The sequence below is a fragment of the Nonomuraea sp. NPDC049419 genome (assembly GCF_040676995.1).
Taxonomy (GTDB): domain Bacteria; phylum Actinomycetota; class Actinomycetes; order Streptosporangiales; family Streptosporangiaceae; genus Nonomuraea; species Nonomuraea salmonea.
Window position 1 is genome coordinate 133,953 of sequence record NZ_JBFAQB010000014.1, and the last position, 22,420, is coordinate 156,372.

Annotated in this window: 21 protein-coding genes; 12 read left to right on the top strand and 9 right to left on the bottom strand. The window is 70.0% G+C overall.

Translation table 11 applies throughout. From position 1 onward, the window contains the following. Positions 1-31: 31 nt before the first annotated feature. A complete protein-coding gene (fxsT, locus tag AB0K12_RS32925) occupies positions 32-2,608 on the bottom strand; it encodes an FxSxx-COOH system tetratricopeptide repeat protein (RefSeq protein WP_364570275.1) in 2,577 nt (858 codons plus the stop codon). Between the two features lie 102 nt (positions 2,609-2,710). Here fxsT and AB0K12_RS32930 point away from each other — a divergent pair, with 102 nt between their 5' ends. The 8 genes from AB0K12_RS32930 (at position 2,711) to AB0K12_RS32965 (ending at position 10,085) form a co-directional block, all read left to right on the top strand. Next, the gene (locus AB0K12_RS32930; RefSeq protein ID WP_364569972.1) at positions 2,711-2,872 is read left to right on the top strand and encodes a hypothetical protein; all 162 of its coding nucleotides are present in this window, start codon (positions 2,711-2,713) and stop codon (positions 2,870-2,872) included. Positions 2,873-2,937: 65 nt separating this feature from the next. Then, complete coding sequence (locus AB0K12_RS32935) at positions 2,938-3,828, top strand: SIR2 family protein (RefSeq protein ID WP_364569975.1); 891 nt, start codon at positions 2,938-2,940, stop codon at positions 3,826-3,828. 10 nt (positions 3,829-3,838) lie between these two features. Then, positions 3,839-5,470, top strand: coding sequence for a tetratricopeptide repeat protein (locus tag AB0K12_RS32940; protein WP_364569978.1), 1,632 nt, complete (start codon positions 3,839-3,841; stop codon positions 5,468-5,470). A gap of 6 nt (positions 5,471-5,476) precedes the next feature. Further along, a complete protein-coding gene (locus AB0K12_RS32945) occupies positions 5,477-6,715 on the top strand; it encodes an FxsB family cyclophane-forming radical SAM/SPASM peptide maturase (RefSeq protein ID WP_364569981.1) in 1,239 nt (412 codons plus the stop codon). Further along, positions 6,712-7,995, top strand: coding sequence for an HEXXH motif domain-containing protein (locus AB0K12_RS32950; protein ID WP_364569984.1), 1,284 nt, complete (start codon positions 6,712-6,714; stop codon positions 7,993-7,995). The genes AB0K12_RS32945 and AB0K12_RS32950 overlap by 4 nt, the downstream gene beginning before the upstream one ends. Positions 7,996-8,059: 64 nt before the next feature. Beyond that, complete coding sequence (locus AB0K12_RS32955; protein WP_364569987.1) at positions 8,060-8,860, top strand: hypothetical protein; 801 nt, start codon at positions 8,060-8,062, stop codon at positions 8,858-8,860. Positions 8,861-8,978: 118 nt separating this feature from the next. Continuing rightward, the gene (locus tag AB0K12_RS32960; protein WP_364569990.1) at positions 8,979-9,668 is read left to right on the top strand and encodes a hypothetical protein; all 690 of its coding nucleotides are present in this window, start codon (positions 8,979-8,981) and stop codon (positions 9,666-9,668) included. A gap of 318 nt (positions 9,669-9,986) precedes the next feature. Beyond that, positions 9,987-10,085, top strand: a complete 99-nt coding sequence (locus AB0K12_RS32965; RefSeq protein ID WP_364569993.1) for a hypothetical protein — start codon at positions 9,987-9,989, stop codon at positions 10,083-10,085. On the opposite strand, the gene AB0K12_RS32970 is transcribed toward AB0K12_RS32965, so the two are convergent. Both AB0K12_RS32970 and AB0K12_RS32975 read right to left on the bottom strand, forming a co-directional pair. Beyond that, positions 10,082-11,518, bottom strand: coding sequence for a fatty acid--CoA ligase family protein (locus tag AB0K12_RS32970; protein WP_364569996.1), 1,437 nt, complete (start codon positions 11,516-11,518; stop codon positions 10,082-10,084). The genes AB0K12_RS32965 and AB0K12_RS32970 overlap by 4 nt on opposite strands. Continuing rightward, on the bottom strand, positions 11,508-13,058 hold the full coding sequence (locus AB0K12_RS32975) for an NAD(P)-binding domain-containing protein (protein ID WP_364569999.1): 1,551 nt from the start codon (positions 13,056-13,058) through the stop codon (positions 11,508-11,510). The genes AB0K12_RS32970 and AB0K12_RS32975 overlap by 11 nt, the downstream gene beginning before the upstream one ends. Positions 13,059-13,121: 63 nt before the next feature. On the opposite strand from AB0K12_RS32975, the gene AB0K12_RS32980 reads away from it, so the two are divergent. Together AB0K12_RS32980 and AB0K12_RS32985 are read left to right on the top strand one after the other, a co-directional pair. Beyond that, positions 13,122-14,609, top strand: a complete 1,488-nt coding sequence (locus tag AB0K12_RS32980; RefSeq protein WP_364570002.1) for an aromatic amino acid ammonia-lyase — start codon at positions 13,122-13,124, stop codon at positions 14,607-14,609. Positions 14,610-14,613: 4 nt separating this feature from the next. After that, positions 14,614-14,997, top strand: a complete 384-nt coding sequence (locus AB0K12_RS32985; protein ID WP_364570004.1) for an RNA-binding S4 domain-containing protein — start codon at positions 14,614-14,616, stop codon at positions 14,995-14,997. Here the strand turns inward: AB0K12_RS32985 and AB0K12_RS32990 are convergent. The 5 genes from AB0K12_RS32990 to AB0K12_RS33010 are packed head-to-tail and all read right to left on the bottom strand — an operon-like array spanning position 14,994 to position 19,817. Next, positions 14,994-16,055, bottom strand: coding sequence for a VWA domain-containing protein (locus tag AB0K12_RS32990; RefSeq protein WP_364570007.1), 1,062 nt, complete (start codon positions 16,053-16,055; stop codon positions 14,994-14,996). The two genes, AB0K12_RS32985 and AB0K12_RS32990, sit on opposite strands and share 4 nt — an antisense overlap. 36 nt (positions 16,056-16,091) lie before the next feature. After that, on the bottom strand, positions 16,092-17,042 hold the full coding sequence (locus AB0K12_RS32995) for a VWA domain-containing protein (protein ID WP_364570010.1): 951 nt from the start codon (positions 17,040-17,042) through the stop codon (positions 16,092-16,094). Positions 17,043-17,073: 31 nt separating this feature from the next. Further along, positions 17,074-17,976: a DUF58 domain-containing protein gene (locus AB0K12_RS33000; protein WP_364570013.1), complete on the bottom strand. Its 903-nt coding sequence runs from the start codon at positions 17,974-17,976 to the stop codon at positions 17,074-17,076. A 6-nt stretch (positions 17,977-17,982) separates the two neighbouring features. Further along, positions 17,983-18,987: a MoxR family ATPase gene (locus tag AB0K12_RS33005; protein ID WP_364570016.1), complete on the bottom strand. Its 1,005-nt coding sequence runs from the start codon at positions 18,985-18,987 to the stop codon at positions 17,983-17,985. Further along, a complete protein-coding gene (locus tag AB0K12_RS33010) occupies positions 18,984-19,817 on the bottom strand; it encodes a trypsin-like peptidase domain-containing protein (RefSeq protein ID WP_364570019.1) in 834 nt (277 codons plus the stop codon). The genes AB0K12_RS33005 and AB0K12_RS33010 overlap by 4 nt, the downstream gene beginning before the upstream one ends. Before the next feature lie 137 nt (positions 19,818-19,954). Here AB0K12_RS33010 and AB0K12_RS33015 point away from each other — a divergent pair, with 137 nt between their 5' ends. Then, on the top strand, positions 19,955-20,845 hold the full coding sequence (locus tag AB0K12_RS33015; RefSeq protein ID WP_364570022.1) for a diacylglycerol kinase family protein: 891 nt from the start codon (positions 19,955-19,957) through the stop codon (positions 20,843-20,845). 17 nt (positions 20,846-20,862) lie between these two features. Beyond that, complete coding sequence (locus AB0K12_RS33020) at positions 20,863-21,858, top strand: MerR family transcriptional regulator (RefSeq protein ID WP_364570025.1); 996 nt, start codon at positions 20,863-20,865, stop codon at positions 21,856-21,858. Here the strand turns inward: AB0K12_RS33020 and AB0K12_RS33025 are convergent. Further along, on the bottom strand, positions 21,837-22,400 hold the full coding sequence (locus AB0K12_RS33025; protein ID WP_364570028.1) for an RloB family protein: 564 nt from the start codon (positions 22,398-22,400) through the stop codon (positions 21,837-21,839). The genes AB0K12_RS33020 and AB0K12_RS33025 overlap by 22 nt on opposite strands. Positions 22,401-22,420: the final 20 nt, after the last annotated feature.

Consider the following 22,420-nt stretch of genomic DNA (forward strand, 5'->3'; position numbering starts at 1 on the left):
TACAACGCGGGGGCCGGCGCCTTTAGTCCGCTTAGAGCACGGGCGGGTCGAAGTCGAAGTCGAGCCGCCTGTTCTGCTCCGCCACGATCACATCGGGGTGGCCGCGCCCGAGGACCCGCCTGTAGCGCTGCAGGGTGTCGGCTTTCAGCTCGTCCGCCTCCTGCTGCGCGCCGAGCTGCAGGAGGTCGACGACAAGGTTCGCGGCCCCGGCCAGAGTGAGCGGGTGATCCAGGCCGAACCGGGTGCGCAGCTTGCCGAGCGTGCTCTCGCCCAGTCGGATGGCCTGCTCGTGCTCGTTCATCGCGGCGAGGTCGCTGGCGAGGTTGATCGCGCACGTGAGGGTGAAGTGGTGATCGCGTGCCAGCCTCCTGTCGAGGCCCTCGCGGGCCGCCCGATCGAGGTCGACCGCTTCTTCCGTGCGCCCGTTGATCCGCAGCAGCAGCGCGAGGTTGGTGTCGCAGCCGTACTTGAACGGGTGGTCGTCGCCGTACATCTTCTTGAAGCGCGGCGTCAGGTCCTCCAGCAGCTCCAGCGCCTCGACCACATCGCCGAAGGCCCGTTGCGCGTTGGCCAGGCAGAGGCCGGCGGCCAGGGCGTCGGGGTGGTCCATGCCGGTGTTGCGCACCTGCGTGTCGAAGGTGCGGCGGGCGAGATCCAGCGACTCCTCGACCTTGCCGTCACGCCGCTTGGCGATGGACAGGTCTTTGGCGACGCGGAGGGTCCACGGGTGCTCGGGGCCGAGTTGCTCGACGCCGAACTCGTACGCGTCCTCGCCGAGGTCGCAGGCCTCACGATATTGGCCCTGCAAGCGGGTGATGCGGGCCAGGCCGTTCCAGGACGACAGGACGTTCAGGCTGCTGACGCCCGCGCTCGCGCGCTGCCGCTCGAAGGTCGTGGTCTGCAGCTCGCTGGCCTTGTCGTACTCGCCGAGCAGCAGGTAGTCGAGAGCGAGGTTGTTCATCGCCCGCAGCGTGCGCCGGTGCTCAGGCCCGAAGACGGTCTCGTGGCGGCCCAGCGAGTCGAGGTCGTGTTGCAGCGCCTCCCCGAAGTCGCCGCGGAACCGCAGGTCGGCGCCATGGCTGTTACGCAGCAGCAGCGTCTCTTCGTGATCTTCGCCGAGCACGTCGCGCATGCGGATCATCAGTTGCTGGTTGAGCTCGAAGGACCCCGCGATGTCCCCCAGCTCTCTGATGATGATCGCCTGGTGGCGTTGGGCGGCCAGGACGCTGTAGTCGTCGGGGCCGCTGTCGGCCTGCCATTGCGCGATGAACAGCTCGACCAGCGTCTGGGCCGACTTGAAGTCCCCCGAGGAGTAGAGATAGCGGACGATGCTGAGCGCGAACCGCCGGGTCCGCGAATCGCGGGAGTGATGGACGCCGGCCGGTGAGACGTGTCCGAGCAGGGCGGCGTAGCGAGGCCACGCCGCGTTGTCGTCCGGCTCGAACGACGCCACCGCGGCGGCCAGGAGGAGGTGCGCCTCACCCCGCATGGCGGCGTGCTCCGTCTTGGGGAGGTCGTCACGCAGCAGCGCCTGGATCAGCCGGTGCACCTGGATCGTGCGGTTGGCCGAGTCGATCTTGACGAGCGCGTAGCGGCCCAGCTCGCGGATGACGCGGCTGGTCAGGATGGGGTCGGCGAGGATCTCGGCCAGCTTCGAGCCCGCGGCGTAGTCGGCGGGCAGCCGCTGGAAGAGGTCGCGCGGAATCGGCTCAGGCCCCAGGAACGCGCAGCACCGGAGCACTTCGACCGCCTTCGGCATGCGTGCGGTGAGCTGCTGCACCGACAGCGTCCAGGCCGCCGACATCGACAGCGGATAGTCGGTCGGCTTGTTGGTGCCGAGCAGCCGGGTCGTCTCCTCGTCCAGCAGCCGCAGATATTCCTCGACGGAGATGCCGGTCTCCACCTGCAGGGCGCCCGCCTGCTCAAGAGCGAGCGGCAGGTCTCCCAGCGCCTCGGCCAGCTGATTGGCCTCGGTCTCCGTGATGCCCTGGCCGACCCGCTTGACGAGGAACTCGACGCTCTCCTCACGCGGGAAGACGTTGACGGGCACCGTGGGCACCACGCCCTGCCAGCTGTGGTTGCGCGAGGTGATCAGCACGTGGCCGGGCCCTCGGGGCGCGATCGTGTTGATCTCCTCGACCTCGTCGGCGTTGTCGAAGATCAGCAACCACTTCTCGTACGGATCGCCGCGCCGCAGCGCGTCGAGCGCCGCCTCCGCCGCCTCCTCGACCTTCGCCGAGGCGCTGATCGGCAGCCGCAGCTCGCGCGCGAGCCCCGCCAGCGACGACTTCACCAACATCGGCTGATCAGCGGGGATATACCAAACAAGGTCGTATTCGCTGCGATAGCGATAGGCGTATTCGATGGCCAAGACCGTCTTTCCGACACCGCCCAGCCCATGGAGGGCATGCGGGACGACGGCGGCGACGTTGGACATCAAGCTTTCGTGCAGATTTCGCAACAATTGGGCGCGGCCGGTGAAGTTGTTGTTGCGCTGAGGAACCCGTCCCCAGATGGCAGGCACGCGCGCAGAATCCGGCGAATGGTGCGAAACCGACACAGTACCGCCTCCGCTAGACCGGGCGTTTAAAGCAAGCTTAGACGTCACACCGACCTCGGTGAACCCCACGGGCGGGCCGCTCTCGCCACGTCCGCACAAGCGTGGGAGGATGAGGCCGACCTAGCACGACTCATGGACCGAGGAAAGCCCATGACCAGCAGTGAAGCAGAATACGGCGGTGGCCTCATCAACGTGAGCGACTGGAGCTTGACCGACCTTGACAGCCTGCCTCCCGGCCCCTTGGCATACGCCCTGCGGCGGCTGGACGAAGCCGGCTCAGGTCCAGTGGCAGGATTTCAATCAGCTCTTTGACTTTCACCGGACACGTTCTAGCCTGAACCAAAACAATTATGTGACGGAAGACTTGGGCAGACGAGGTGACGGTCGGGGCGGGTGTGTTGAGGGAGCCGGACTGGGATCGGCTGATCAAGCAACTGAGCCGGGGGGACTGCACACCGCTGCTCGGCGCCGGGGCGAGTTTCGGACGATTACCAACAGGTGGCCAGCTCGCCCAATATTTTGCCGACCGCTACCAATATCCGTTCGCCGACTCGCATGACCTGGCCCGGGTCATGCAATACGCGGCATGGGTGAGCGGCGACACGGTGGAGCTGAAGCACGAGGTCTGCACCTATCTCCAGCAGTACGCGCCGTCCGGCGACGCCTGCGACACCGACCCCCATGCGATGCTGGCGAAATTCCCCATCAAAACATTTCTCACCACCAACTACGACGACTTCATGCTGCGCGCCCTGCACCAGGAGACCGGGGGACGCAAGAAGCCGGTCAGCCAGATCTGCTCGTGGTGGGACGTCGGGGTGGAGAAGCCGTACATCGAGCAGCCGACCGAGGCAGAGCCGCTGATCTACCACCTGCACGGCCGCTGGAACGATCCCCGGTCACTCGTCCTCACGGAGGACGACTACCTCACCTACCTGGGGAACCTCGTGGAGGTGAACGCGTCCGCCGGTTCGCCGCTGCCCAGCACGGTGCTGCACACCATGACCGTCAGCCCTCTGCTCTTCGTCGGCTACAGCCTGCGCGACTGGAATTTCCGGGTGCTGTTCTACGGGCTGCTCAAGACGATGCCGCAGAACATGCGACGGCGACACGTCAGCGTGCAACTCATGCCGGATCTGAACACCTCCGTCGCGGATGCCGCGGGCCGGGCGCGGGAATACCTCCAGCGATATCTCGACGGCTGGAACATCACGATTTTCATCGGCAGTACCGAGGAGTTCTTCGAAGAACTGCGGAGCAGGATGTGAGGACGGTCGCATGCCAGTGACGGACCCGCAGGTGCAACCGTACGTCGGGCTGCGTCCCTATCGGCGTGACGAGAGCGCGCTGTTCCACGGCCGCGGCCGGGAGGCGCAGGAGGTCGCGACGCTCTGGCAGGCCGCCGGCCTCACCGTGCTCTACGGCGCATCGGGCGTGGGCAAGACGTCTCTGCTGCACGCCGGGGTACTGCCGCTGCTGGATCCCGAACATGCCGACGTCCTGCCTGTGGCACGCATCGCCCCTCGGATGAGCACGCCCGCGACCCGGGGCGGCAACCCGTACGTCCGTGCCCTGCTGTCGTGCTGGACCGACCGCCAGGACCTCGCGGACCTGACGATCTCGCGTTTCCTGGACGACCGGCCGGAGCGGATGGACCGCTACGGTGACCCCGTACCGATCCTCGCCGCCATCGACCAGGCGGAGGAGATCTTCCATGGCTCGCCGATCCTGGAGAAGGAGCGCAGGGTCTTCCTCGACCAGCTGGCGGAAGCCGTCAAGAAGCACCCCGGACTGCATGTCCTGCTGGCACTGCGCGAGGAGTACCTCTTCCTCGTCCTGCCGCACGAACGCCGCATCGGGCAGGGCTCGCGCAGCCGCTTCCACCTCGAGGCGCTCAGCCCCGAGCAGGCCCTGCAGGTCGTGCACGGGCCGCTGCCGCAGACCGGCAGGACGATGACGCCGGAGGCCGCCGAGCTGCTCATCGACGACCTGCGCGAAGTGCACTTCGAGAACGAGGCCGGTGAGACCACCACCATCAAGGTCGACACGGTGGAGCCCATCCAGCTCCAGGTGGTGTGCTCCGCCCTGTGGGAGTCGCTGCCGCCGGAGGTCGTCGAGATCACGGAGGAGCACGCCCTCCTGTACGCCCAGGTGGAGGAGTTCCTGTCGGCCTTCTACCGGCGCACCATGGCCGAGGTGGCCGCCGAACACGGCCTGCCGGCGAGCAAGCTGCGCCTGTGGATGCGCAAGACGTTCATCACCGAGCACGGCACCAGGAACGCCGTCTACGAGGGACTCATCGAGACCGAGGGCATGCCCAACGCGATACCGCGCACCCTTGAGGACCGCCACCTCCTGCGCGCCGAGCAACGGCTCGGCATCCGCTGGTACGAGCTGACCCACGACCGGCTCATCGCCCCCGTCACCAGGTACGAGGCCCCGGAGTCTTACCTGAAGGAGGCCCGTCAGGCGGTGGAGGAACGCGACTGGGACCACGCCCACCACCTCGCCGAGCTGGCCGAGCGCGCCGCCGACGTGGACGAGGCGTGGGTGCGCGCGGAGGCGGCGGAGGTCTTCGCCTGGGTGGCGCACGCCCGCGGCGACCTCGGCAGCGCCAGGCGGTATTGCGTGGAGGCGGCCGGAATCTTCTCGGAGTACCAGCGGTTCGACGGCGTGGCCCGCGCGCTGACCAAGGAAGGGCTGCTCTGGCTTGACCAGAACGACTCGGTCCAGGCCATCCAGCGCATCAAGACCGCCCTGGACTACGCACCCAACGACGTGTCCGTCCAGATCGCGCTGGCCAAGGCGCTCCAGCGGTCGAGCACGCCCAAGGCCGCCGAAACGATCATCAACGGCCTTCCGTCAGATCTTGCCCAGCAAGCGTGGATAACGCTTCACGAACCGGACTGATTCATTATGCTCAACGGCCATGACGCACGTTCCGCGGGCTGGCAGACATTGCCCGAATGGCCGCTGACACTCGACCTGGCTGCGCTGGCGGAAAAGGGTTGGCAGCCGACCCCGTTCAGGCAGTTCATCCTGAAGATTCACAGCAGATGTGATCTCGCCTGCAGCTATTGCTACATGTACGAGATGGCCGACCAGAGCTGGCGGTCACGGCCGATGCGCATGGCGCCCGAGGTGGTCGACGCGGTGGCGGCGCGGATCGCCGAGCACGTACGCGCCCATGATCTCCCGTCGGTCGAGGTGATCCTGCACGGCGGCGAGCCCCTGCTCGTGCGTCCTGAGGAGATCGACAAGCTGGTCGAAACGGTACGCGGCGCGGTCGGCGCCGACGTCGCCTTCACCGTGCAGACCAACGGGACCCGGCTGGACCGGACGTACCTGGAGCTCTTCGAGCGGCACCAGATCGGGGTCGGCGTCAGCCTCGACGGCAGCGAGCAGGCCCACGACCGCAACCGCCGCACCGCCGACGGCCGCGGCAGCCACCACAAGGTCGCGGCCGGCCTGCGGCTGCTCGCCGAGCCGCCGTTCCATCACCTGTTCCGCGGCCTGCTCTGCACGATCGACCTGCGCAACGACCCCCTAGAGACGTACCAGGCGCTGCTGGCGTTCGGCCCGCCGGCCGTCGACCTGCTGCTTCCGCACGGCACCTGGTCACAACCCCCTCCCGGGCTCGACAGCGGCGACCCCGCCACGCCCTACGCCGACTGGCTGATCGCGATCTTCGATCAGTGGTATTCCGCGCCTGCTCAACCAGCCAGGGTGCGTTTGTTCGACGAAATCATCTACCTCCTTCTCGGGGGCGGGTCGGCCAGCGAACAGATCGGCCTGTCCCCCGCCGCCATGGTGGTCATCGAGACGGACGGCGAGATCGAGCAGTCGGACTTCCTGAAATCCGCCTACCCGGGCGCGCCCAGCACCGGATTTCACGTCCTTCGCGATTCCTTCGATGACGTTCTGCGGCTGCCGTCCATCGCGGCCCGCCAAATCGGCTGGTCCGCGCTGTCGGACACGTGCAAAGCCTGCCCGGTCGGCCGGGTGTGCGGCGGCGGCCAGTACGCTCATCGCTATCGGCCCGGCAGCGGCTTTCTCAACCCGTCGGTCTACTGCGCCGACTTGCTGCGGCTCATCACCCACGTCAAAGACACGATCCAGCGCGATTACAACGCACTGCAGAAGGACCACAGATGAACCTCGCAGAGCACCGCATTCCTGCTGCGGCCTTCGACGAACTGGCTTCGGGCGCCGGCGGAACGGCCACGGTCGAGCAGCTCAAGGCCGCCCAGCGCAGCAAGCACCTTCTCCTGCTGCGGGGAGTGCTCGAAACGACGCGCAACGCCCGCCATGGCAGCTGGCCCGAGGTACGCCGGGCCTACGACCTGCTCGCCGGCATCCAGGCGTCACATCCCGAAGCGGTCAACGCCGTGGTGCACCACCCCGCCGTGGCCGCGTGGGCGCGTCACACCATCAAGACCCTCGACGCTCCCGAGCAGATGTCCGCGCTGGCGGCGGCCGCGGCCATCCGCGCCGGCGTCGCGTGCGACCTCGACGTCACCGCGATCGACGGGGTGATCAACCTGCCCTCGCTCGGGCAGTTCGTCGTGGGACGAAGCGTCACCACCGCGACCCTGCACTGCTCGGCCGACGGCGTGGAGGTCTCCGCCGAGGGTCTGTTCCTCCAGCTCGGCGACGACGAGCCGAACTGGCGGCCACTGCGCGGCCTGTCCGCGCAGGCCGACGACGAGCGGCTCGACGTCCTCATCGACGACCTCCACCCGCACCGCATGCCCGGCTCCGACGCCCTGCGCGCCCCCCTCACCGAGCAGGAGGCGCGGCTGTGGCAGGACCTCCTCGACGAGGGCTGGGGCCTGCTCGTACGCAACCACCTGCCGGTGGCCAAGCAGGTGTCGGCGGCGATCACCGTCTTCACCCCGCTCGCCCCGCCGCAGGAGGGCATGGGGATGGCCAGTGCCACCTCGCGCGAGACGTTCGGCTGCATCGCCATGTCGACCCCGCCCGACGCCCACGCGCTGGCCGTCACGCTGACTCACGAGACCCAGCACGCCAAGCTGTCGGCGCTGCTCGACGTCGTGCCTCTGACCAGGCCCGACAACGGCCGCCGCTACTACGCGCCGTGGCGTCCCGATCCCCGTCCCGCCTCCGGTCTCCTCCAGGGCACGTACGCCTACGTCGGCGTCACCGACTTCTGGGAACGCCAGCGGCACCTGGAGAGCGGCGAGTCGGCGATCCGGGCGAACGCGGAGTTCGCCCGGTGGCGCTCCGGGGCGCGCCAGGTCGCGGGCACCCTCCTCGACAGCGGCGCGCTGACCGAGGAGGGGGAGGTCTTCGTCAGCCGGATGGCGCGCCGGCTCGACGAGTGGGCACGCGAACCCGTCCCGGCTGCGGCCGCCGCCCTGGCTGAGGGAGCGGCGGACCGGCATCGCTCGCTGTGGCGCGAGCGCAATCAATGACGTAATTGGAGAATGACACCGCCCACCCGCAATCTCTGCGGTTTAGTATCAAGTGGGAGGTGTCATGCTCCGATCTGCCCGGCGCGTCCTCAAGGATTTACGCGAGCGCAGGAATATCGACGCCTACGTCATCTCCCTGCTCTCCATCGTCTTCGCCGCCCTGACGTTGGTCGGGGACAAGGTAAGTGATCAGTTCAAGTGGGCGGTGTTGCTGGCCGGGGTCGGGGTGCTGGTGCACCAGATCACGTTGCCTCGGGGTGAGGGCCGGCTTTCGGACAGAGCCCTTGAAGACCGGACCGGTTTCGAGCAGGCCCCTTTGAAGGATCGGCTGCGAAGCAGCCGGGAAATCTGGATGTTCGCTCCTTCGGGGGTCAACTTCCTGTCCGACGAGAACTGCCGGGCGATCGGCGGGACCGTGCTGAAGCGGCACAACGGAATCGTCAAGATGGTGGTCCTCGACCCTGAGGCGACCGCGGCGGTGGACATCGCCACCCGGCAGCTCGACAATGGGCTGGAATATCCGCTGCAGCCGCTCGCCGACAGCATCCGCACCACACAAAGCATGATGGCCGCGATGGCGTCGTGGCAGTCGCCGGGGAGCCGGCAGTTCAAGGTGTTCGGTTATAACCCCGGGTTCAGTTTGGTGGCGTTCAATCCGCTGCAGCGGGACGGGGTCATCATCGTGGAGATTCACGGGGTGAGTAATGCGTCGACGTCCGGGCGGATGCATCTGGAGCTGACGCGGAAAAATGCGCCGCAGTGGTATTTGTACTGGTTGGAGCAGTTCGATGCGATCTGGCACTCCGCGAAGCCGCTGCCCTTGCCGCCCGCTGAGAGCGCCTTGGAGTCCGGGGACCGGCACTGAAGCCACAAATACGGATATTTCCTGCTACGGGGTAAATGCCACTCCCCGCCGAGGAATTTCGAAGATCTTTTAGGCTTTTGCTGGGTCGTACTTTTGCCGACCCCTCAAACTGAAGGCCGTGACGAACGATCTCACCGACGCGCGGGACCGCCTGATCTCGCCCCGCGAGCTTCACCAGGTAGCGGCCCTGCTGAACATGCCGCGTCTCCATGAGAACGCCACCCGTGACGACGACGGCGCTCCCTACAAGAACCACCAGGCGGCCCTGTACGCCGGCATCGCCGAGTGGGCGCGGCTGTCGGCCCACGCGGCCGAACAACTCGGCGCGTCGGAGCAGCCTGAGACGACCGACGAGTTCGCTTATCTCATCGAATACACCGACAGGCACGCCAAAGGCTGGTATCCGGCACCCAGCGAGCAATCCCATGGGATGACCCTGGCCGACCGGGCCGAGACGGTCGCGCAGACCGTACTGACGCGCTACATCGCCCACCTGGCCGACCACCGCGACGACTACGAGCTCTGGCTGGTCGACTCGCTCTCCCTGCGGGCCAGCGTGTGGCACGTGGACACCGCCGAGGCCTACCCCCGCGGCCTGGGCCCCGACCGCCCCTCCTCGCCGTACGCGTTCTCGGACGCGGCCATCCCCCCGCACGCCGTGGAGATCCGCACCCCCGTCCAGATCCACCGGGTCATGGACCACCGCATCCCCCCGTGGCCCGACACCCTCCTCTGGGAGGCGGAACCAGAGCCCCAGGTCGGCCTCAGCCAGGCCTACCTGGCCGCCATCGAACACCGCCGCAACTGATGACACCGACCGGCGTGAGACGTACGAGCACGCCTCACGCGAGGCCGGCGAGCACCATCGAGCGGCGTTCGGAGGGTGAGAGCGCATGCCTCCTCGCTGCTTCACCTGCGCGTCATGTGTGAGGAGGCGTGCACTTCGATGGGCGGCGGCCACGCCAGACCATGATGGCCCAAGCCATGGGGTGTCGGGATGGTTCGCCGTCCGGCTCGGAGCCGGGCGATCGCTACCGTTCGCATGAGCCGTGTGCGCACGAGGTGTTCGCCCCTCGGGCTCCATCTCCTGATACGACCAGTTCGAGCCCGCCATCGGGTGCGGGTGATGGCGGTTGAGGGGATGCGGGTTCGGGTGTCGGATCTGGAGGCGGTGGATGGGACGCCGGTCATCGATGTGAAGCCGGTGCTTGACGCGGGGCGCTAACTCGGTGGTTTCAGGAGGCGTTTGTCCGGCTTGCCGCTGGGGGCTGTGGGGACCTCGTCGATCAACGTGATCGTGACGGGGACGCAGGCGGGGCCCAGACGGTCCTGGACCAGGTCACGTAGTGCCCCGAGGTCGGGGGTGCGGCCGGGGGCGGGGACGATGAAGGCGTGGGGGGCCTCGCCCTGTTCCTCGTCGGGGGCGGCTGTCACGTAGGCCTCCGCCACGTCGGGTGAGGTGGCCAGGGTGCGTTCGATGGGGCCCATGTAGTGGAGTTCGGCGTTGACGATCACCACCTCTCTTGTGCGGCCCGTCAAATGGAGGCGGCCGTCGGTGTCGAAGTGGCCGAGGTCGCGGGTGCGGATCCAGCCGTCCACGAACACCTCCGCCGTCTCCTCCGGGTCGCCCCAGTAGCCGATCGCCTGGGAGGGGGTGCGGACGTACAGTTCGCCGTCCTCGCCGGACACGTTCCTGATCTCGATGTCGACGGCGTCGGGCGGGATGCCGACGGACGGAGGCGGGTCGTACGGGGTGGCCATGGAGATCATGCCGGTCTCGGTCTGGCCGTAGCCGTGGAAGACGACCGGGCCGAGCACCTCCTGGGCCTCCCGCAGTCTGGATGCCGGGATCGGGGAGCCTGAGACCATGAGGGCGCGCAGGGTGCTCAGGTCGGACGGTGTGGTGCGTTGGGCGGCCACCAGCTTGTAGAGGCGGGGGACGGTGATGACGCTGGCCGTGGCCCGGTGCTTGGCGATCGCGTCGGGCAGTGACGGCGGGTCGGCGGCGACCATGGTGCCGCCGGCGGCCAGGGTGAGGATGCCGTACTCCATCATGACCTGGCTGCTCAGCGTGCCGAAGACGAGGTAGCGCTGCAGGCGGGAGGCCAGCTCCCTGATCACCGGCGGCCAGGCGGAGGGGCGGGCGTTCCAGGCGGCGTTCATGGCGGCGTACGTCTGCGCGCAGGCTTTGGGCCTGCCGGTGCTGCCGCTCGTGTGGACGAGCCTGGCGACGTCGTCAGGGCGGCCGGACAGCACCAGCGAGCCGTCGTCGGGAATGTCCAGCAACTCCCCAAGCGGCAGCGTGGACAGGGCCGGTGTGGGTGGCGGCGGGCTCGCGTCGGTGACGACGGCGGTGATGTCCTGGCTCAGCAGGTGGTGGATCTGGTCGGCGGGCAGGCCGGGCCGGACCCCGACGACGCGGGCGCCCACGGCGTACGACGCCGTGATCGCGGCGAACGCCTCAGGCGTGACGCCGAGCCGCAGCGCCAGCCCGTCCCCGGGCCCGAGGCCCGCCGCGCGCAGTCCGGCCGCGCAGCGGCGGACCAGGCTGAGCAGTTGCGCGCCGGTGACCGCCCGGTCCCCGTGTTCGAAGACGGGACGGTCACCGGCGGCGGCCAGCAGGTCCAGGACGGGGCCCGGGTACGGGTCAGCCGGCATCGGCCAGGCACTCCTTGGCGAAGGCGGTCAGCGGCTGCCGGTGCACGACCGGCAGGTCCCACTCGTTCTCCAGGTTCTCGGCCAGGTGGTGGACGGCCGTCAGCGCGCCGTCGCGGTAGTAGCGCACGACCGGGTGGAGGTAGCTGGCGTCGTGGGCGTTCTCGTAGTCGTTCTCGGCGACGCGCGGGATCGAGATGTCGAACGGGTCCACGGTGTCGTGGTCGGCGCCGTATTCGAGGGTGACGACGAAGCGGTGCCTGGCCGGGCCGAGGCCGCCGTCGGCGACGTACGCCACCGGCACCTCCTCCTGGTACAGCCCGAAGCCGTTGACGGTGACGACGTCCCCGAGCACGGCGAACTGCTGCCACAGCGCCGACGACCGGTTGACCCGCTCGATGATGGCGTCGCTGATCGCGTCCGGGCTGGGCTCCAGCTCCTGAGCGGGCCAGGCGCCGCCGTGGTAGCGGCTGGTGAGGATGCGGTGCAGGGCGCGCACGCCGTACCGGAAGCCGTGGATGAAGCCGCTGGTCGCCTTCTTGAAGTCGCGCTGCTGGGTGAGCGTGCCGGCGAAGTACAGGCCGGGGACGTTGACGGACTCGTACGCGGAGGTCTGCTCGGGGAAGCGGTCGTCGATGACCAGCGCGGGCCGGCAGGAGTCGTCGAACACCGAGGCGTCGAACCGGAACCCGGTGCACGCGATCACCCGGTCGTAGTGCAGCTCGCGCAGCGCCTCCACGGTACGCGCGTAGCGGAAGACGACCCGGTAGCGGCCGTCGTCGAGGCGTTCGATGCTCTCCACGGTGCCGTCGAGCACGGAGTTCTGGGATTTGAGCTGGTAGGTGTCGAGGAAGTTGTTGTTGACCGCGCGCAGGTGGCCGACGTAGTGGGACTGCCAGGCCATCCTGACCGAGTGCGGCCCGGCGACGTGGATGACGGCGGCCTTGGCCATGAGCGCGTCGGCGGTCTCGAAGCCCGAGTTGCCCTTGCCGATGATGAGCACCCGCTGACCGGTGAAGGACGCGGGGTCGGTGTCGAACGTGTCGTACCGTTCGGCGGTCTCGATGCCGGGGATGGGCGGCACGTTGAGCTGGGAGACGCCCGTGGCCATGATGAGGCGGCGGCCCTGCCAGGTGTGTCCCGCGGCGTCGGTGACGGTGAAGCCGTCGTCGCCGCGCCCGATGCGGACGACGTCGACGCCGTAACGTGCCCGCACGCCGGTCTTCGCCGCGAAGTCGGCGAGGTAGCGGAGGAAGTCGTCGGCCTGCGGGAAGTACTCCTCGCTGTAGCGGGTGAACAGCAGGTCGGGGTCGTCGCTGAGCAGCGAGTTCCAGTCCATCCGCAGCCGCTGCTCGGGGTCGGCGTATCCGGTGTGGACCTTGTTGATGGAGATGAGCTGGCGGTGCCGCGGGAACCGGGTGAAGAACGTGCCGGGCCCGGGCCCGCGTTCGAGGACGACATAGTCATGACCGTGGCGTTCCAGCTGTGCGGCGAGCTGTAGCCCGGCCGGTCCGGCTCCGATGATCACGTAATCATGCGCCATGATCTGGAAGCTAAGGACGAATTCTCAGAGGTTTCTGAGAATCACCGCCCTATCGTCCGGGACATGCGCGACATCGAACTCACCGCCCCGCTCTGTCCCGCCGACCTCCGCCGCGCCGCGGGTCCCGTGTCCGTCGTGGTGGACGCGAGCGTACGGGGCCGGGTCGAGCGCGGCCGCGGCCACCTGCGCGAGGTGCTGAAGGAGGAGGACCGCCCGGTTTACGGGGCGACGACCGGGTTCGGGGCGCTGGTCGGGTTCGCCGGGCGGGAGGACGAGGCCGACCAGTGCGACAACACGCTCGCCCACCTCGGCGCGGGTCAGGGCCCCGACCTGCCGCCCGACGTGGCCAGGGCGGCGCTGCTGGTGCGCGTGTGGTCGCTGGCCCAGGGCCTGTCCGGGGTGTCGGCGCACGTGGTGGACGGGCTGGCGGCGATGTTCGGGACGACGTTCGTCCCGGCGGTCCCGCGCTACGGCTCGGTCGGCGCGAGCGGCGACCTGATCCCGCTGGCCTACGCCACGCAGGCGCTGCGCGGCCGGGGGCACGCGTACGTGGAGGGCCGGCGCATGCCCGCCGCCGACGCGCTGCGCGAGACCGGGCTGAGCCCGCTGGCGCTGGACGGCAGGGACGCGCTCGCCCTGGTCAACGGCACCTCGCTCACCACCGCCGCGACCGCCCTGGCGCTGGAGAGCGTGCGGGCCGCGCACCGGGCCGTCCAGACGCTGACGTGCCTGCTGGCCGACCTGCTCGGATGCGACCCCCAGTTCCTCGATCCGCGGCTTCTGGACGCGTACGGGCATCGCGGCGCGGCGGACGTCGCCGACGGCATGCGCAGGACCCTGGCCGGGGCACGCCCCTCGGGGACGCGGGCCTTGCAGGAGCCGTACAGCATCCGCTGCTCGCCGCAGCTGCTCGGCGCGGCCGAGGACGCGCTGCGGTACGTGGACGGCGTCGTCGCGGCCGACCTGTCGAGCGTCAGCGACAACCCGCTGTTCTTCCCCGACGACGACCTCGTGGTGCACGGCGGCAACTTCTTCGGCCAGCCGGCCGCGTTCGCCTCCGACGTGCTGGCCATGGTCGTCGCGCAGCTCGGCAACCTCGCGGAACGGCAGCTCGACCTGCTCGTCGATCCGGGGCGCAACGGCGGGCTGCCGCCGATGCTGGCCGCCGGGCCCGGACGGCAGCACGGCATGCAGGGCGTGCAGCTCGCGACGACGGCGTTCGTCGCCGAGCTGCGGCGCGCGGCGGTGCCGGCCGGCATGCAGAGCCTGCCGACGAACCTGCACAACCAGGACGTGGTGCCCTTCGGGACGCAGGCGGCGTTGCGGGCGTACGACATGGCGGGCCTGCTGCGGCTGCTGTGCGGCTCGCTGGCCGTGGGACTGCGGCAGGCCGCGCACGTCGGCGCGCGCCGGCCGACCGCCCCGGCCTGCGCGGAGCTGCTCGACGCGCTGGCCGAGGCGATCCCGCCGATCGACCCGGACCGGCCGCTGGACGCCGACGTCCGTGCGGCCGCCGACCTGCTCACCGGGGCGGCCATGTCAGTAAAGTGACGGAATGGCAGGTGAACAGCAGCCGAGCGCGCGGGTCGACAGCTGGATCTGGGCGGTGCGGCTGACCAAGACCCGGTCGGTCGCGGCCGACGCCTGCCGGGGCGGTCATGTGCGGGTCAACGGCGTACGCGTCAAGCCGGCCCACGCGATCCGTCCCGGCGACGAGGTGCGGCTGCGGCACGACGGCCGCGAGCGGATCGTCGTCGTCTCCAAGATCATCAGCAAGCGGGTGGGCGCCGCGGTGGCCGCCGAGTGCTACGTCGACAAGAGCCCTCCCCCGCCGCCGCGCGAGGAGGCCGTGACGGTCGCCGTACGCGCGCGGGGCGCGGGCCGTCCCACGAAGCGCGAGCGCCGCAGCATCGAGAAGCTGCTGGGACGGCGGGACTAGCGGGCCGCCCTGGCACTTTCCCTGGGGCGGTTCCACCACAGGGAGAGGGCCAGGGCGGCGCCGATGAGCAGCGCGCCGCCCGCGGCGAAGCCGGCGGCGGTGTCCACCTTCTCGCGGACGACGGTGAACGCGCCGGGCAGCGAGTCGAGGGCGGTCCCCAGCTCGTCGGCGTTCTCGGCGCGGTGGTAGGAGCCGCCGGTCGTCTCGGCGATCTGCTTGAGGGCGGGCTCGTCGATCATGCGGACGTTGCGTCCCCGGTCGAAGCCGCCCCTGCCCCAGCCGCCCCACGAGCCGAAGCCACGGCCGTCAAACTGCGAGTTCTCGCACACCATGGGCGACGGCGTGGTGGTGCCGAAGCCGATCGGGAAGACGCGGACGTGCCGCAGGGCCGCCTCCTGGGCGGCGGTCTGCGGGTCGACGCCCTGGGTGTTGGCGCCGTCGGTGAGCACGACGATCGCGGCGGCGGCGTAGCCCGCGTCGCCGGCGGGCGGGGTCGCGCCGGTGGGGGCGACGGACGGGTCCACCTCGGCGATCGCGTCGATCGAGGTGAGCATGGCCTGGCCGATGGCGGTGCCGCGGGCGGTGGTGAGGTCGTCCATCGCCTTGATCAGCGCATCGGTGTCGTCGGTCGGCGGGACGAGCAGACCCGCGGTGCCGGCGAACGTCACCAGCCCGATGCGCGGCCCGCCGCGCTGCGACTCGATGAACTCGGCGGCGGCCTTCTTGGCGGCGGTCAGGCGGTTGGGCTCCACGTCCGTCGAGCACATGGAGCCCGAGGTGTCGAGGGCGAGCAGGATCGTCGCCGACCGCTGCGGCACCGGCACCTCCGCCTGCGGCCTCGCGGCCCCGACCGCGAGCAGCGCCAGGCCCGCGACGAACAGGGCCGGCGGGATCTTCCTGATCCACCGCGTACGCCCCGGCACGGCGGTACGGAGCAGCGCGATCGACGTCACCCGTACGGCGGCCCGCCGCCGGCGGCGCAGCGCCCACCAGCGCACGCCGAAGATGAGCGGGATGACCAGCGCGAACAGCAGGGCCCACGGCCACGAGAACGTCACTCAGACCACCTGCCAGGACGTCCGGTTCAGGAGCATTCAGATCACCCGTCCAGAGCGGAGCACGGTGAGCGCCGCTCCCGCGGTGAGCAGCGCGAGGGCGAGCCAGATCAGCCCGCCGGCGAGGGGCAGCGGCTCGTCGGAGACGGTGAGCCGCAGGTCGATGGTGTCGGCGATGCCGTCGAGCCGGGCGGCGTCGGAGGCGGGGTGGTAGCCGCCGCCGGTCGTCTGCGCGATCTTGGTCAGCGTCTCCTCGTCCAGCGAGGTCTGCAGGTTGTAGCCGTCCACCTTGACCGTCGCGCCCGCCGTGGTGCCGACGCCCACCGTGTGCACCTGGACGCCGGCCGTCTGCGCCACCTCGGCGGCCTTGTCGAGGCCCTGGCCCAGGTTCTGGCCGTCGGAGAACAGCACGATCGTCGCCGACGGCCAGTAACCGATGTCCGGCACGTTCCCGTCCTTGTCGATCGTCACCTGCTTGCCGCTGATCGCCGTCAGCGAGACCGTGATGGCCGCGCCCAGCGAGGTGCCGCCGGCGACCTTCAGCCGGTCGATGGCCTTGAGCGCCTTGGCGTGGTCGGCGTCGGGGCGGACCGTGGCGAGCGCGCCCCGTTCGAACGCGACGACTCCGATGTCCACGCTGTCCGGCTGGGCCGCCACGAACGCGCGGGCCGCCCGTTGCGCCGCCGCCAGCCTGGTGGGGGCCACGTCGTCGGCGCCCATGCTGTTGGAGACGTCGATGGCGAGGACGACCGTCCCCGCCGTACGCGGCACCGGCACCATGGCCGTCGGCCCCGCGGTGGCGATCGCGAGCACCGCGACGCCGGCGATCGTCAGCCCGGCGCCGAACGACGTACGCCTGCCCCCGGCCAGGGCGACCCCGGCGGCGGCGAGCGCTGCCTTGCGGCGGCGCCCCGACACGACGACCGCCCAGCCGAGCGCCACCGTCACCAGCAGACCGACGACCAGCGACAACGGCGAGGACAGCGTCATGACACCTCCTCCACCGGAGTCGCGGGGCCGGTCATGAGCGCCGGTCCCTGGTTTTGGCGACGACCTCGACGAGGGTCTCGGCCAGGTCGCGTTCGGTCTCCACGCGGTGGACGGGGACGCCCGCGCGGCGCATGCCCGCGGTGAGGCCGGCGTCGCGGGTCGCCACGGCCTCGCGGAAGCGGACGCGGAGCAGGGGGTCGGCGGAGTCCACGACGAGTTGCTCGCCGGTCTCGGCGTCCTCGACCACGATCAGGCCGGCCTCCGGGAGCACGTCGTCGGCGGTGTCCACGATGCGCAGGGCGACCACCTCGTGGCGGCGGGCCAGGCGCTGGAGTGAGCGTTCCCAGTCGCCTTCGCCGATGAAGTCCGACAGGACGAGGATGAGGGCGCGCCGACGGGCCAGCCGTCCGGCCGCGTCCAGCATCTCGGCCAGATCAGTGGTCGCGCCGCCGCCACGACGTCCGCCGGAGGCGCGTTCTGCGGTGCGGTCCAGTTCGGCGGCGATGCGGAGGGCGTGTCTGCGGGACGTGCCGGGTGGCACGACGCGCAGCATCCGCGTGTCGTACAACAGCGCCCCCACCCGGTTCCCGCCCCGCCCGAACAGCCGGGTGAGGACCAGCGCCAGCTCGGCGAGCACGTCGTGCTTGGCCCGCCCGGGCCGGCCCGCCGCCATCGAGGCCGACCGGTCGAGCACGAGCCACACGGTCAGCTCGCGGTCCTCGGTGAACACCCGCAGGTGCGGCTCGTCCAGCCGCGCGGTCACGTTCCAGTCGATGTGGCGGGCGTCGTCGCCCTCCATGTACGCCCGCAGCCCCGTGAAGTCGATCCCGGAGCCCCGGTACGTGGTGCGGTGTGCCCCCTGGAGCCGGCCGTCGAGCCTGCGGACGACCTTCCACTCCAGGCGGAGCAGGAGTTTCTCTGGGGCGGTTGCCATGGCGGGTCAGCGGTTCTGCAGGACGACGTCGGGCGCGCGGACGGCTCCGAGCACTCTGGTGACGATCGTGTCGGGGTCGATGTCGTCGGCGAGCGCCTCGTACGACAGGACGAGGCGGTGGCGGAGCACGTCGAGGGCGAGTTCGGCGAGGTCGTGCGGCAGGACGTAGTCGCGTCCGCGCAGGAACGCCAGTGCCCTGGCCCCGGTGACGAGCGCGATGGAGGCCCGGGGGCTGGCGCCGTGGGTGACGTACCGTTCCAGCTCGCCGAGCCCGGCCGTCGCCGGGGAGCGGGTGGCGGTGACCACGCGGACCGCGTAGTCGACGATCGCCGGGTCGACGTACACCTGCCGGGCGCGTTCCCGCATCGCCATCAGGTCGCCGGTGGTCAGCATGGGCTGCGGCGGCTCGGGCGGGCGCAGCGCCCGAGCGACGATCGCCTGTTCCTCGGCCTGGGCCGGGTAGTCGACGATCACCTTCATCATGAACCGGTCGACCTGGGCCTCGGGCAACGGGTACGTGCCCTCCGACTCGATCGGGTTCTCCGTCGCCATGACCAGGAACGGCTCAGGCACCCGGAACGTCTCGCGCCCGATCGTCACCTGGTGCTCCTGCATGACCTCCAGCAGGGCGCTCTGCACCTTGGCGGGGGCGCGGTTGATCTCGTCGGCCAGCAGCAGGTTCGCGAACACGGGGCCGAGCTCGGTCTTGAACTCGCCGGAATGCTGGTGGTAGACGCGGGTGCCGATGAGGTCGGCGGGCACCAGGTCGGGGGTGAACTGCACGCGCTGGAAGCTGCCGTCGACGGCGGCGGCGAGCGAGCGTACGGCGAGGGTCTTGGCCAGTCCCGGCACGCCCTCGACCAGCAGGTGGCCATCGGCGATCAGTGCCACGGCCATGCGCTCGAGCAGCACGTCCTGTCCGACGATCGTCCGTTTGACTTCGAACAGCACCTGTTCGAGCGGGTGGGTCCGGCCCGGCTCCATCGGGGTCATGGGGTCCCTTCGCGTCATATCTGCAGTCCTTCGCCGGGCGGGCCGTCGCCGTCGTCGCCGCCGAGTGCCGCGCCGATGGGCACCGCGAACGCGATCCCGGCGAACGCCTCGTCGCCTCCGGGGTCGGCGATCGAGACGACGATGCCGATCACCAGGCCGCGCGCGTCGAGGAGCGGGCCGCCGGAGCTGCCCGGGTTGACGGAGGCGTCGAACTGGATGAGCCCGTTCAGGTCGCCGTCGTCGGAGGTGCGGTCGGCGGTCCGGTTCAGGCCGGAGACGACGCCGGTCGAGACGCTGTACGTCAGGCCGAGCGGGTTGCCGATCGCGATCACGGGCGCGCCGACGGTCACGCCGCCGCCGAGCGTCGCGGGGACGAGGATCTCGGGCAGCTTCGCGGGCTTGAGCGTGGCGACGTCGCGCTTCGGGTTCTCCGACGTGACCGCCGCCTTGGCCTTGGTGCCGTCCGCGAAGCGGAGTGTGACCTCTTTCGCGCCCTTGATGACGTGGTGCGCGGTCAGAATCGTGCCGTCGTCGGCCGCGATCACTCCCGTACCGAGTGATGTGCCCGCCTGGACGACCACCACCGACGGGCCGACGCGTTCGAAGACGTCGGGCACGGTCAGGGTGGCGCTGGGGGACGGTGTCGGGCTGGGGCTCGGCGCGGCCTGCTCGGCTCCGCCCGTGACGCTGCCCAGCACGTACGCCAGGACCGCGACGACCAGCAGCGCCGCACCCGCGGCGACGATCCACCGGACACGTTTCCCGGCCCCGGCCTCCTGGGCTGCCTCATCCGCCTGCGCCCCGTTGACGTCGGTGGCCGCACGGTCTGCCTGCGGCACACGCTCCATCGCCCCATAGTCATAAATCTCAGGCGAAAGTGCTACAAACTTCGCCTGAGAACTTCATGAGAACCACCTCCGGGTTTGGCGACTTCCGTAGGGGTAGGCGTCGGCCCCGTAGGGGACGCGCGGCGAGGGAGGGCTCCATGCGCCGGTTGCTGGCGATCGTGAACACGGCGGCGGGCGGCGCCGGCGACGACGTGGTCGCGGACATCATGACCGTGCTGCACGAGCACGCCGACACCGCGGAGGCCCGTCTCGACGACCCCGGCGCGCTCGCCAAGGCGCTGGACGAGCATCCGGACCGGGACCCGGTCGTGCTCGGCGGCGACGGCACGCTGCACACCCTGGTCGCCACCCTGTCGGAACGGGACGAGCTGGCCACCAGGACCGTCGGCCTGATCCCGCTCGGCACCGGCAACGACCTGGCACGCGGCCTCGGCATACCGCTCGACCCCAGGGAGGCGGCCCGTGTGGCCGCTCTGGGCGAACCCGTGCCGCTCGACCTGCTGCGCGACGACGAAGGCGGCATCGTGGTCAACGCCGTGCACATCGGCGTGGGCGTCGAGGCGGCCCGCACCGCCACGCCGCTCAAGCCGGTGCTGCGCCGCTTCGCGTACGCGGTGGGGAGTCTGGTGGCGGGCGCGCGTACCAAGGGGATGCCGCTCAAGGTGGAGGTGGACGGCCGGGTGGTCGCGGACGGCCGGCGCCGGGTCCTCATGGCCGGCATCGGCAACGGCACCTCGATCGGCGGCGGCACGCCCCTCACCCCCGACGCCCGCCCCTCCGACGGGCTCGCGGACGTGGTCGTCTCGTTCGCCACCGGCCCGATGCAACGGCTCCTGTACGGGGTGCTGCTCAAGCTCGGCCGGCACACCGACCGGCCGGAGGTCGTCACCGTACGCGGGACGCGCGTCCACGTGTCGGGCCCCGGCCTGCACATCAACGCCGACGGCGAGCTGACCGGCCCGCACGCCGCCCGCACCTGGACCGTCGAGCCCCACGCCTGGCGGATGGTTGCGCCTCAAGCAGGTTGAGGTCCCATAGTGGCGGCATGGACGAGCTCTACTCGATCGGGGACGCCGCCCGCCGCACCGGCCTGAGCGTCAGCGCGATCCGCTTCTACGCCGACGCCGGCATCGTCGCCCCCACCCGCCTGGCCGAGTCCGGCACCCGCCGGTACGACCTGCGCGCCATCGCCCGCCTCGACCTCGTCCGCACCCTGCGCGACCTGGACACCGGCCTGGACGACATCCGCCGCCTCCTGGCCGGCGAGACCACCCTGCACGACCTGTTCGTCCTGCACCTGGAGCTGGTCGAACGCCAGGAACGCACGTTGCGCGCCCGCCGCGCGGTGCTCCGCACACTGGTCGGCCAGGGCGGCACCATCGAGCAGGCCGCCCTCATGCAGCGGCTCGTGTCGATGTCCGATGAGGAGCGCGAACGTCTGATCGACGACTTCTGGACGGAAGTCAGCGAAGGGCTGGACGCCTCCCCCATCTTCGTCGACAGCCTCCGCGCCATCCGCCCCCACTTGCCCGACGACCCCACCGCCACCCAGCTGGAAGCCTGGATCGAACTGGGCGACCTGGTAGGACACCCAGACTTCCGCCAAGCAGTCCGCACATACCTACAGGACGCCTACCACACCCCATCAGGCCGCCTGATGACCACCACCCCCGTACAGGAGTTCATCCACATAACGGGCACAGAGATCATGGCGGACCTGCTGGCCGCCCACCGCGAGGGCCTCCCGCCGGACGCCCCCAGGGTGAAAGCCGCCGCCACCCGCCTCGCAGCGGCAACCGCCGACCTGACCGGCAGACAACCGGACACCACCTTCACGACCGACCTGGCCGCGAAGTTCCGCCTGATCGAGGAGATCGAACGCGAGCCCATGGACGAGGACCCGGCCTTCGACTCGACCCACGGCAGATACCTGTCGCTGGTGGCCACCATCAACGCCACCCCACCCGACCCCCCACTCCCCTTCACCTGGCTCGCCGCCGCCCTCCTCGCCACCACGGATCAGCCGTCGGATTCACGCTGACCTCGGACACGCTCGATCAGCTGCCAGACGCCCGAACTCGGATTGGACCGCGGCGGAGAGCCGTCGCCCTCATGCTTGCCGTCCAGCTTCTGCGCACGCCGGCGGGCGGCCTCGTAGCGGTCGACCAGTTGATCCAGCGCACGAGGAGTCAGCGCCTTCTCGCAGGCCAGGTGCTTCTTGGCCAGCGTCTGCGCTAACCCGCGTTCGAGGGCGGCCGTCTGATTCTGGAAGTGCAGCATGAACCACAGCTCGACACAAGGGTTCGAGACCGCGATGTTGATGTCGTGCTGAGCGGCGATGTGGAACGCCTCCGGGAGGTTCGGGAACTCGTCCACGTCGAACATGCACCAGTACTCATCGAAGGCACGCCCGCGCCCTCTCTTCGCCTCGCGCTGGTCTGCTCGCTTGCGCTCGGAGGCCGCACGGACGAGGGAGAGCGGAACGCTGTGGAAGTCATCGATGGTCACGATGACCCGGTCCCTGAAGAGCCGATACCAGTGCTGCAGGTAGAGCACCTCGGTCTTGGTGCCCTCGGTGAACACGTAGAGCGTTCGCCTGGTGC